The following is a 7482-nucleotide window of genomic DNA, read 5'->3' as shown; positions in this document are numbered from 1 at the left end:
CTGAAATATTGAATTTTCAAGGTTCAACACACCGTACCGGTGTGGGAAGTTTTAGGTCCTAAAACAAAAATCAGTCTTGTTTTTGTTGTTTCAGAGCATTTTGGTAGTAGTAATTGATGATGTCCTTTCGTGTGATGATGCCGATGAAGAGTCCACGGTCATCGACAACAGGAACGAAATTCTGGTTCAGTGCGCGATCGATCAGGTCTTCCATATTGGACTTGGCGTTGACCGGGCGGTAATCCATTCGTCTCTTGATGCAGGTGATCGACACGGATTCCGCTTCCTTCAGATTCAGATTAAACTGATTCTTGATCCCCCAAAGCAGATCGCCTTCCGTGATTGTTCCGACATAGTTGCCACTTCGTGTCAGAAGAGGAACTGCGGAATATTTGTGGTATTCCATCTTTTCAAGTGCCTGACGGATGGAATCATCCTCGTAGATATGAGCTACTTCGCTTTTTGGTGTAAGAAAAAATAAAATATTCATAATGAAATATCTTCTCCTTCTGTGCAAATGATTTTTAGGCGTTTGCGAAACTCTGAAAGTCGCATGAATACTGACTTTTTTCAATCTTGGAACTTCGTTTCTTCTCACAAAGATTTGAATTTTTATATCTATTTTGTACAAAAATCTTTTTTCGCATATTGAAATAAAAATCTATTTTTATACAAAGTACATATATTTTAGTTGTCGAGTTTTGCAATTACCTAAGATGATTTTCGGTACACATATTTTTGATCGTGTTTCCAGTTTGTTTTAGTCTGTATATCTTATCTTCTGCTCTGTTTCCTGCTATTTTTTATTTTATCATACAGATGAGAATACAAAATGAATAATTTCTTAATAACCTATAAATTTTATCCGTAACATTTTTGCTACTATCTGTGGATCTCTGTGCACGGTGGTTGCCGTTATTTAAGTTTTTCATGTCCTTTAGGTTTTCAGATCCTTCATGTTCTTTGAATTCTTCAGATTTTTCTGATTCTGATCTGAGAGCGGTCGTGTTTGCTATTTTTATACTTTTGTTTTATAATGAAAGATAACTGTGTTGAGAGAAGAAAAAAATAGAACAGAGAAGAATGTGGAGAGCGAAGCGTCGGCAAAATCCATTACCGCTTGTGCAACAGTGCAACGCATAGCTGATAACGAAAAATGAGAGAAACATACATGGGGATAAGCGTGGGAACATGTATTTGAGGGAGATAAGTTGAACGAAGAACGGAAGCAGGAAAAGAAAGATATGCAAAAGGACAGTCTCAGAAGGGCTGTTTTATTGATTTGCAATCTGGTTATGATTCTGATTGCCGGGATTTCGGCTGTCTTGTACTCTGAAAATTTCAGAAAAGAGAACAGCCGGCTTCAGATGGAGAATTTCTGTACGGCAATCGAGTCGATGAAACAGTTGTCGGAGAGTTATCTGTATACGGAGAAGGGATATGTGGATGACTGGGCGCAATACATCACGCGCAAGAATATGACGATGGATGAGGCGCTTGAGTATATCCGAACAGCCAATACGCAGGAGGATCGCTATGCGCACATCGTGGATATGGACGATTTGTCTGCGAGATCAACGTATATCAAGGACGGGAATGACACGATAAACTGTTATAAGATCTTTCGTGAGGGAACTTACAATGCCAACCGAACTGCACTCCGAAAAATGGAAAAGATGTTTACTTCCACCGGGGATGAGGTTTTGATTCTCGGAAAGTATCGGATGGGAGAAACTCAGCAGTCCGTGATCAGTGTGGGAACGAAGGTGGAGATCAAGATTGGAAAGGGAAGGCGAAAACCGTATCTTCTTCTTCGAGTCATTCCGGTAGAATATTTACAGCGCGCATGGGTGTTTCCGACGGAGTATCCGTCCGCGGAAATCAGTATTATCACGAGCAACGGTGAGTATGTGGTGCAGTCTGCATCCATGAAATCAAGAAGTTTTCTGGATTACATCCGAGGATACAATTTTCAGGATGACTACAATCAGGTAGAAAATCTTGCGGAGAGACTTCGGACGACGGATAAAGGACTTATGCAGTACAAAAATTTCCGTGGGGAAGACTGCTACTGGTATTATTCGAGCTTTGGAAAGGATTTAGAGCTCGACATCCTCGGATATATTCCGGTTAATCAGATGAATCGGGTTGAGGTAGACTGGAATATTGTGTGGATTGTTTGCGGAAGCCTTTTTGTTTTGATGCTGATTGATGGCATTTATATTCTCACGATCAACAAAAAACTCAAGCAGGCGCTGGTTTTGGCAGAACAGGCAAATCAGGCGAAGACGGATTTTTTGTCTACGGTTTCCCATGATATCCGGACACTGATGAATGCGGTGATCGGTATGACGGATCTGGCAAGAAAGCATCTGAATGATCCAAAATATGTGGGAGAGTGTCTGAATAAGGTCGCCTGGGCGGGAAATCATCTGCTCACTTTAATCAACGATATTTTGGACATTTCCAAGATCGAGAGTGGAAAGATGGAGCTTGAGGCTCAGCCGTTTTCTTTGCAGGAAGCAGTTGAGGAGATCGCAAGTATGGTGCGCCCGCAGGCAGACCAAAAGAAAATCTCGTTTGAGGTGCGGTTACATGAGATTTTCCGGGATGTGTTGGTTGCAGACCAGCTTCGTCTCAATCAGATTCTGTTGAATCTTCTGACCAATGCGGTGAAGTATACGGAAGATGGAGGAAGCATGGTCCTGGATATCTCACAGGAGCGAATTGAGCAGGGGATTGAACCAGGCGTTGAGGGCATTGCGCAGGAGAAGGAAACAAAGGTGAAGGTGAATGAAAGCGCAATAAATCTTAAGAGCAGACAAAACTCTCCGCTGAGATCTCGGAATTCTCAGAGTTCTCAGAGCTCTCAGAGTTCCAAGAAGGTTCGCCTGATCTGCAAAGTTGTCGATAATGGAATGGGAATGAGTCCAGAATTTCAGAAAACGATGTATCACTCATTTACGCGCGAGGAAGACAGTCGAATCAGCAAGATTCAGGGAACGGGTCTGGGACTTGCAATCATCCACCAGTTGGTTAATCTGATGGATGGCAGTATCATGTGTGAGAGTGAACTCGGAAAGGGAACTACGTTCACGGTTTATCTGGATTTGGAGGTGGCCGAGCAGGAAAGTGATGCCCTGCGTCGGGATTTCGACTGGGGAGAGGAGGCGGACCGCTGTGGAATTTCCTCGATGCACATTCTTGTAGCGGAGGATAATGACTTAAACTGGGAGATCATTCAGGCCATCTTGGAGGAATACGGGGTTTCGTGCGAGAGGGCAGAAAATGGAAAGATCTGTGTCGAGATGTTGACTCGGGCTCCGAAAGGTACCTATGATTTGATTTTGATGGATATCCAGATGCCAGAGATGAATGGTAGGGAGGCAACGAGGATGATCCGCAATATGGAAATGCGAGGAGAGCTTGAGGGAAGAATCCCGATCCTTGCAATGACCGCCGATGCATTTGCGGAGGATATTCGCGCGTGCAGGGAGGCAGGAATGGATGGTCATCTTGCAAAACCGATCAACATGAAGCAGGTGCTTAGTGCACTGAGAACGATAAAAAATAAAATATAATCATTTAAGATCGGGATTAATTAGGAAAAACATTCAGGGTCAATTCAGAATCAATTAGGAAAGAAATCGTGGATTTCATAGATTGTGGAGAAGAAGATGAGAAAGCAGGAGGAGAAGGGGCTGAATATGCCGAATAGACCGGAAAGACAGAATGGGCATTGGAAGTGGAGACGGAGTGGGAGAAGAGCGGGAATCCTTGCAATGGTGGGATGTGCGTTTCTTTTGTCTGCATGTGCGAGGGGAGAGAATCGAAGTCATAAGTCAGAAGGATTTGAGCCAAGACTGGACACAAAAGAAGCTCAGACTTTGGAGATCGCCGGATTTATGGCAAATTTTGAGGCTCTCGATCAGGCAGTGGTTGCGTTTAACGAGATTTATCCGAATGTGACTGTGCTCTATGAGCAGAATGGTTCCAGGATGCTTGCAGATTATATGAAAAACAGTCAGAATATCGACATTTTTATGACGGCAGATGCCAATGTCAGAAATCCGGAGACGGAGGAGAATGATGTGGCAGCGTACTGTGAGGATCTCTCAAAACTGGATATCAATTTTGATTCGATGATACCGGAAATGCTTTCTTATTGTATGGTTGATGGAAAACTTCTTCGTCTGCCGATTATGCAGAATCCGTGTGGGATGGCAGTGAACAAGACACTTTTGGAGAAAAATGGCCTCTTTATGCCGAAGAATTATCCGGACTTTCTTGACACGCTTGAGAACTTGAAGCAGGGGGGATATCTGCCGATTCAGGGAGCAGAAAATCATGTTTATGCCGAGCTTGGAGTTAACCGGATGATGGATCTTCTGGCAGAGGACAGGGACTTGCTGGTCGAGCTGAAGGCGGGAGAGTCGTCGGCGGTGGAAAAGGTAGAACCGGTTTTTGAACAGATTCAGACGATGATCGAGAACGGCTACACCGATTATGAGAAGAATAAGACTTACCCGAGTGACAACTACGATGCCTCGATTCTGGGATTTTTTGAGGGGAAGATGCCGTTTTGGGTCTGCACGGCGGAAAGTTTCAGCGGAGCGAAGAAGCGGGAATCAAAATCGGAGCACTTTAAATCCGAACCGTTTGAGTATGAGTTTGAGTATGTTCCGTTTGGCGAAAATGGAGTTTATGCCTATACCGAGCCATGGTACGGATTTTCGATTTCCAAGAACAGTGATTCTAAGGAGTATGCCGAGGAATTTCTGAGATTTCTGGTGGAGACTTCTGAACTTGATCGGATGGCTTCAATCAAGGGAATGCCGTCTGTGCAGAAGAATGGGAAAAATGAGAGATATCCGGCAATTTTCGGAAAAACAAAGAGTCAGGAGATCGAATCAGAGTTTGTCAGTGATGGAAGCGTAGACCCCTATATTCGCCCGATCTTTACGAAGGTTGCAACGGACTTGGGAGCGGGAGTCTATGTAAATGCAAAAGAGGCATCAGAGGCGTTTGTGCAGGCTTGCAAGCAGTAGCCTATTTTTGTGTATCCTTGTATTCTTTTTCGTTCAATCCTTTAAATTGAGAAAAAGAGTCAAAAACAGGATTGTCAATTTTTTCTTCCTATGATAGACTTAAAAGCCGAAAAATAAGGCGATACCAAGGAAATACAAAGGAAAAACGAAAGAAAAAGGAAAAAAGGAAGAAAAGAAAACGATGGACAGACAATTTAACACACCTCTTGAGGTGATCAATGCCAACATGAAGGCGGGAGAGGGAAAGGCGAGTCTTCCGCTTGGAAAGATGATCCTTCTCGGCATTGTGGCAGGTGCGTTTATTGCTCTCGGAGGAGCAACGAGCAGTACTGCCGTGCACGCGATCGAGAATGTAGGAATGGCGAGAGCGATGGCGGGCATGATTTTCCCGGTAGGACTGATGATGATTGTGTTTGTGGGAGGAGAGCTTTTCACCGGAAACTGTCTGCTGGTGATGGATGTGATCGGAAAAAAGATCACGGTGAAGGCCTGTCTGCGAAATCTTCTCGTGGTATATCTCTCAAACCTGATCGGAGCGCTCTTGATTGACACCTTGATTTATTTCTCCGGAAATCTGGATTACTCAGGCGGACTTCTCGGTGCGTATGCGATCAAGGTCGCAGTCGGAAAAGTGGCGATCACTCCGGTGAAAGCGGTGACTTCCGGAATTCTCTGCAACATTCTCGTGTGCATTGCGATTCTGATGGCAGGTGCGGCGACGGACATTGACGGAAAGATCTGGGCGATTTTCTTCCCGATTCTTGCGTTTGTGACGGGCGGATTTGAACACTGCGTTGCCAATATGTTTTATATTCCAGTTGGAATGATGGCAGCGAAGAATCCGGCTTATGTAGCAAAGGCGCAGGAGGCATACCAGATTACGGCAGAACAGCTTGCGTCCCTGACTCCGATCCAGAGTCTTCACAATTTTATTCCAGTGACAATCGGAAATATCATCGGCGGAATGCTTCTTGTCGGAATTCCGTGCTATCTGATTTATAAGAAAGAAAAATAGACAGTTTCCATGCCCGGACAAAGCGAGCGATCAATCAGGGAGGTGCAAATAGCACCTCCCTGATTTGTTATGTAAATTTGTCAGTTAAATTCTTATCAGTTAAATTCGTTTTTTATTCTTTATAAACTTTATAAATGGGATGAGATGGAAGAAGAATGGATTTCCAGATTCTTAAAAAAGTGCTTGACTTTTATAGAAGATAATAGTATACTAACAAAAGTTGTGAGAACAACGGCAGGAAAGTAGGTATCCACCTCACCATGGCACAAGCGAGTGACCTTGGTTTATAGATAAGAGACACGTATGAGCGGCGAAATCGTCCTGTGTAACTTTTGAGGGTGGGTAGAAGTTTGTCTATCTACTTTTTTTATGCAGAGAAGCAGGCAGGCTAGATGGATCTTATTTAATGAAGAAAATAAGAAATTCCATGATGGAGGTGTACGACAATTAGCGAGTTAATGATCAATGAGCAGATCAGAGATAAGGAAGTTCGTCTGATCGGAGAAAATGGAGAGCAGCTTGGAATCATGTCCACAAAGGACGCATACAAACTTGCGCAGGAGGCAGAACTGGATCTGGTGAAGATTGCACCGACCGCAAAGCCACCGGTTTGCAAGATCATTGATTACGGAAAGTATCGCTACGAGCTGGCCAGAAAAGAGAAAGAAGCCAGAAAGAAGCAGAAAGTAATCGAGGTGAAAGAGGTTCGGCTGTCACCGAATATTGATACCAATGACTTAAACACCAAAACAGGCGCAGCACGGAAATTCCTTGAGAAGGGCGACAAAGTAAAAGTTACTCTGCGTTTCCGTGGCCGTGAGATGGCACACATGTCCAAGTCCAGATACATTCTGGATGATTTCGCGGAGAGTCTGAAGGATATTGCGGTTGTTGACAAACCTTCCAAAGTAGAAGGCCGCAGCCTGGTTATGTTTTTGACTGCAAAGAAGTAAAGCAAGTTCGATTAAGGAGGAAGAAATTATGCCTAAATTAAAAACAAGCAGAGCAGCTGCAAAGCGTTTCAAAAAGACCGGTACCGGTAAGCTGGTAAGAAATAAAGCATACAAGTCTCACATCTTAACTAAGAAGTCTACCAAGAGAAAGAGAAATCTTAGAAAAGATATCGTTGCCGATGCTACCAATGCAAAGGTAATGAAGAAGATTTTACCATATCTGTAATAGACTGATTCGTGTAAGAAGGAGGAATAACCGATGGCAAGAATTAAAGGCGGTATGAACGCAAAGAAGAAACACAACAGAGTGCTGAAGATGGCAAAGGGTTACAGAGGCGCTCGTTCTAAGCAGTATAGAGTAGCAAAGCAGTCTGTAATGAGAGCTCTTACCAGCTCCTATGCAGGTCGTAAGCAGAGAAAGAGACAGTTCCGTCAGCTGTGGATCGCTCGTATCAACGCAGCAGCA

At 43.8% G+C, this 7482-nt stretch carries 7 protein-coding genes; 6 read left to right on the top strand and 1 reads right to left on the bottom strand.

The features are described 5' to 3' along the window. Nucleotides 1–70 precede the first annotated feature (70 nt). A complete protein-coding gene (locus tag AC4EVX_RS12545) occupies nucleotides 71–490 on the bottom strand; it encodes a CBS domain-containing protein (protein ID WP_177978660.1) in 420 nt (139 codons plus the stop codon). Nucleotides 491–1244: 754 nt separating this feature from the next. On the opposite strand from AC4EVX_RS12545, the gene AC4EVX_RS12540 reads away from it, so the two are divergent. The 6 genes from AC4EVX_RS12540 to rplT all read left to right on the top strand — a co-directional run. After that, nucleotides 1245–3581, top strand: a complete 2337-nt coding sequence (locus AC4EVX_RS12540) for a hybrid sensor histidine kinase/response regulator (RefSeq protein WP_490160321.1) — start codon at nucleotides 1245–1247, stop codon at nucleotides 3579–3581. 96 nt (nucleotides 3582–3677) lie between these two features. Continuing rightward, nucleotides 3678–5048 carry an extracellular solute-binding protein gene (locus tag AC4EVX_RS12535; RefSeq protein ID WP_177978655.1) on the top strand — a complete coding sequence of 457 codons (1371 nt, stop codon included), beginning with the start codon at nucleotides 3678–3680 and terminating at the stop codon, nucleotides 5046–5048. Nucleotides 5049–5229: 181 nt separating this feature from the next. Further along, complete coding sequence (locus AC4EVX_RS12530) at nucleotides 5230–6063, top strand: formate/nitrite transporter family protein (protein WP_177978652.1); 834 nt, start codon at nucleotides 5230–5232, stop codon at nucleotides 6061–6063. A 458-nt stretch (nucleotides 6064–6521) separates the two neighbouring features. Continuing rightward, entirely contained in the window at nucleotides 6522–7016 is a 495-nt protein-coding gene (gene infC, locus AC4EVX_RS12525) for a translation initiation factor IF-3 (RefSeq protein ID WP_490160320.1), read from the top strand. Nucleotides 7017–7044: 28 nt separating this feature from the next. Next, on the top strand, nucleotides 7045–7242 hold the full coding sequence (gene rpmI / locus AC4EVX_RS12520) for a 50S ribosomal protein L35 (protein WP_308451659.1): 198 nt from the start codon (nucleotides 7045–7047) through the stop codon (nucleotides 7240–7242). A gap of 33 nt (nucleotides 7243–7275) precedes the next feature. After that, on the top strand, nucleotides 7276–7482 hold a 207-nt coding region (rplT, locus tag AC4EVX_RS12515; RefSeq protein WP_490160319.1), incomplete at its 3' end, for a 50S ribosomal protein L20.

The organism is Brotaphodocola sp., from assembly GCF_983179755.1.
Note: the sequence above shows the minus strand (reverse complement) of the source record. Positions and strands in the feature narration are given on the sequence as shown.